The organism is Frankia sp. CcMO1, from assembly GCF_977945845.1.
Window position 1 is genome coordinate 1104 of sequence record NZ_CDWTMG010000311.1, and the last position, 3565, is coordinate 4668.

Sequence of the window (3565 nt, forward strand, 5' to 3'; positions counted from 1 at the left end):
CAGGTGCACCGCGGCGTCTGGCGTGACGGCCGCCCGGTGGCGGTGAAGATCCAGTATCCGGGCGCGGCGGGCGCGCTGATCTCGGACCTGAACCAGGTCACGCGCGTCGCGCGCGTGGCGGCGGGGTGGGTCCCGGGACTGGACATCAAGCCGATCCTCGAGGAGCTGAAGGCCCGCGTCGTCGAGGAACTCGACTACGGCCTGGAGGCCGACGCCCAGTCCCAGTTCGCGAAGGCGTTCCGTGGCGACCCGGTCTTCGCGATCCCCGACGTCATCTCGTCCACTGAACGGATCATCATCAGCGAGTGGCTGGAGGGCGTCGCCCTCTCCCGCCTGATCGCCTCCGGGACCCCGGAGGAGCGGAACCTCGGGGGACGGCGGTACATGGAGTTCCTGCTGGCCGGACCCGCGCGCGCCGGGCTGCTGCACGCCGACCCCCACCCGGGCAACTTCCGCCTTCTCGACGACGGGCGCTTCGGCGTCCTGGACTTCGGCGCGGTCAAGCGCCTCCCCGAGGGGATGCCGCCCGAGATCGGCCGCCTGCTCGGTCTCGCCCTGCGCGGTGACGCCGACGCGGTCGTGGCCGGGCTGCGCGAGGAGGGCTTCATCAAGCACTCGATCGAGATCGACGGCGACGCGCTGATGAAGTACCTCGACCCGTTCATCGAGCCCGCGCGGCACGAGACGTGGCGCTTCGACCGTGCCTGGATCAGGGACCTGTTCATGCACGTGAACGACCCGCGGCGACCCCAGTGGACGGTCGGGCTGAAGCTCAACCTCCCGCCGGAGTACCTACTGATCCACCGGGTCTGGATCGGCGGTATCGCGGTGCTGTGCCAGATCGACGGCGAGATCCCCGTGGCCGACGTCCTCGCCGACTGGCTGCCGGGCTTCGCCTAGTGCGGTGACCACCAACGCTCGCCGTGGCGAGCGGGTCCTCGTGGGCCGACGCCTGCGGGAGCGTGGTGAGGAGTCGTCGCCACCAGACTCGGTAAAAGTCGACGGACATCGATGTCGCAAACGGTTACGGCGCACTTGTACCGAGCCCAGTGGCGACAACCTGACCGCGTGGCCACCAGCACGGCACTCGGTACACGGCAGCGCGAACGGGTGAGGTTCAGAGGTTGGCTGGGCCTAGCCAACCACGTGGTGGCGGGCGCGAGCATCGCTAGTGCGGTGACCGCTAACGTTCGCCGCACTAGGCACGGCGGCGGCCGGCAAGACGGGCAGCGCCGGCGAACACGAGCAGCACGCTCACTATCGCTCCGACGGCGAGCAGCACGGGCCCCCACTGCTGCCAACGCGAACGCGGAGCGGTCACCAGAGCCCTGCGCCCGTCGCCCCCGGTGATGGCGACGGTGTAGGTCCCTGCGGCGGGAACCGTGAACCGGCCGTGGTCTCGGTAGAACTCGCCGCCCTCGCCCGGCTCTTGCAGGTCGGGTGCGCGGACGTCGCGCTGGAGCACAACCGCCCGGCCACCGTCGCCGGTCACCTGGATCCGCACGGGCAGGTCGCCGTCCCCCGACCAGCCCGACAGCGACACGTAGACGGCGTAGGTGCCGGCCGGCAGCCGTCGTGTCTGCTCACCGGGCAGGGTGAAGGACGGGTCGTGCGGGAACGAAGCCGAAAGCGCCCTGACGAACAGGAAGATCAGCCCGACCACGAGCACGATGACGACCAGCACGCCGGCCGCCACCCGGGTCTCGGCGCCACTCACCCCATCCGGCTTCTCAGCCGATTTGCTTCCCATGCCCCGAACTCTGTCAGACCCGCCCCGACCGGAAGGAAAAGATGGGGTGGCGCACACTAGAATGCGCGCTCGCCCGTGACCGGAACGACCGCCGCCGCGACCAGTGGGAACGCCACGATCGCCCCGAACGCGGCCGCGTAGCCCACCGCGGGCCCCGCCGCCGAGACCATGGCTGCGACGGCGGGCGGAGTCGCGGCGGCGGCCAGGTTCTGGGCAGTGTTCTGGACGCCGAGTGCCCGGCCCGCCCAGAACCGCCCCGCACGCTCCGCGACCGCCGTGAAGGCCAGGCCGTTCGTGCTCACGGTGAGGACGGCGGCGAACGCCAGGAGCGGCGGGGCAACCGGGGCTCCCCACAGGGTGCTCGCGGCGAGTCCCAGCAGGACGACGGACGTGCACAGCGAAAGCACGCGCATCGGTCGCAGGCGGCTGTGCACCCGGTCCGACCACCAGCCGGCGGCCAGCCGCACGCCACCGCCGGCCACCCCCGCGACGGCGAGCAGCGCACCCGCCGGCCCGGCGGCCCACGAGCGGTCGTGGACCAGGTAGTCGAACGCGAACGCGGCGACGGTGAACTGCGGGACCACCAGCAGGGTGCTCGCCGCGTGGACGCGCCAGAGGTACGCACCCCGATACGGCGTCCCGGCCGGCGTGGCGGCGGTCGACGCCGCCTCCGGATCGCGCACGACGAGCAGGATTCCCACGGCTGCGAGGCCGGTGCAACCGGCCAGGAACCCGAACGCGGGACCCAGTCCGTGCTCGCCGAGCTGCGGGAGGGCCAACGCCGCCAGCGCGACGCCGAGCGGCTGGGCGGTCTGCCGCAGCCCCATCGCCAGGCCGCGCTCCCGGGGTGCGAACCACCCGAGGATCAGCCGACCGCTGGCCACCTGGACGCACGAGCTGGCGGCGCCCGCGGCGAACAGGAGGCCACCGAGCACCAGCGTGTCGGTGACGGTGCTCGCCGTCGCGAGCAGCACGGTCGAGGCGGTGACCCCGGTCAGCAGGACGCGCCGCTCCCCCACTCGATCGGTGGCCGCTCCCCACGCGACGAGGGCGGACAGGATGCCAGCGGTCGGTGCCGAGATCAGGAGGCTCGCCTCCGCGAGCGACAGGCCCGACGACCGCAGTGCCGGGACGAGGAACGGCAACCCGTACGCGAAGGCGCAGACCGAGATCAACGCCGCCATCCCGACGCCCAGCACCGCCCAGCGGCGAACCCCTTCGTGCATGCCGGAACGGTACGACGCGGTGTCCTCATAGCGAGACTGATTATCCAATATATGAGATGTCACGCGCTGCGACAGCGTCGGCGGGATAACACTCAGGTGGCGCATCGATGTCCGGAAGGAAACGGGACGATGACACCGGCGTATCGCCCAGAGTGATGACAGTTGATGTTTCCGTAATCGCGTCGGCGTACTCTGGGGAAGGAAACCCGACACCAACCGCAGGAGTCCTATGACCTCGCAGGGCACCGCTACCCGGGAAGACCTGTGCGTCTGCCGGGGATGCGGGACGACGGCACCGCGCGAACGGGCCCGGATCACGGGCGCATGGTCCGTTATCGACCACCAGGAGGTGTGGGACTGCGACGGCTGCGCCCGCACCCACCTCCACGAGATCGAGGCCGGGCTGAACCGCGCCCGATGGTGAGCGCGCCAGTCGGGCCGCCCAGGCTGTGCAGGCTCTCAGAGCCTGTTTTGGAATTCCCCGCCTACTGCGGGCCGCCCGGTGTGGTGCTCCGCCGCACCCGGCCTCGTCGCCCATAGCTCCGCTATGAACTCCTCGCCGGGCACACCGGAGCACCACCCCGGGCGG

At 71.2% G+C, this 3565-nt stretch carries 4 protein-coding genes; 2 read left to right on the top strand and 2 right to left on the bottom strand.

Features of this window, described 5'->3' with window-relative positions; all coding sequences use genetic code 11:
- Window positions 1–900: ABC1 kinase family protein (locus tag AC08OU_RS22740; RefSeq protein ID WP_476605751.1), on the top strand; the 900-nt coding region annotated here is incomplete at its 5' end.
- Window positions 901–1198: 298 nt separating this feature from the next.
- Here AC08OU_RS22740 and AC08OU_RS22745 read toward each other — a convergent pair.
- Entirely contained in the window at window positions 1199–1717 is a 519-nt protein-coding gene (locus AC08OU_RS22745; protein ID WP_476605752.1) for a hypothetical protein, read from the bottom strand.
- Between the two features lie 89 nt (window positions 1718–1806).
- Window positions 1807–2976 (bottom strand): MFS transporter, encoded by a 1170-nt coding sequence (locus tag AC08OU_RS22750; RefSeq protein WP_476605753.1) that lies wholly within the window; start codon window positions 2974–2976, stop codon window positions 1807–1809.
- Between the two features lie 229 nt (window positions 2977–3205).
- On the opposite strand from AC08OU_RS22750, the gene AC08OU_RS22755 reads away from it, so the two are divergent.
- Entirely contained in the window at window positions 3206–3400 is a 195-nt protein-coding gene (locus AC08OU_RS22755; protein ID WP_476605754.1) for a hypothetical protein, read from the top strand.
- The last annotated feature ends 165 nt before the right edge of the window (window positions 3401–3565 follow it).

Bases quoted from the DNA above. Each gene is read 5' to 3' on its own strand.
- AC08OU_RS22755 (WP_476605754.1), top strand. From the start codon at position 3,206: ATGACCTCGCAGGGCACCGCTACCCGGGAAGACCTGTGCGTCTGCCGG.
- AC08OU_RS22750 (WP_476605753.1), bottom strand. From the start codon at position 2,976: ATGCACGAAGGGGTTCGCCGCTGGGCGGTGCTGGGCGTCGGGATGGCG.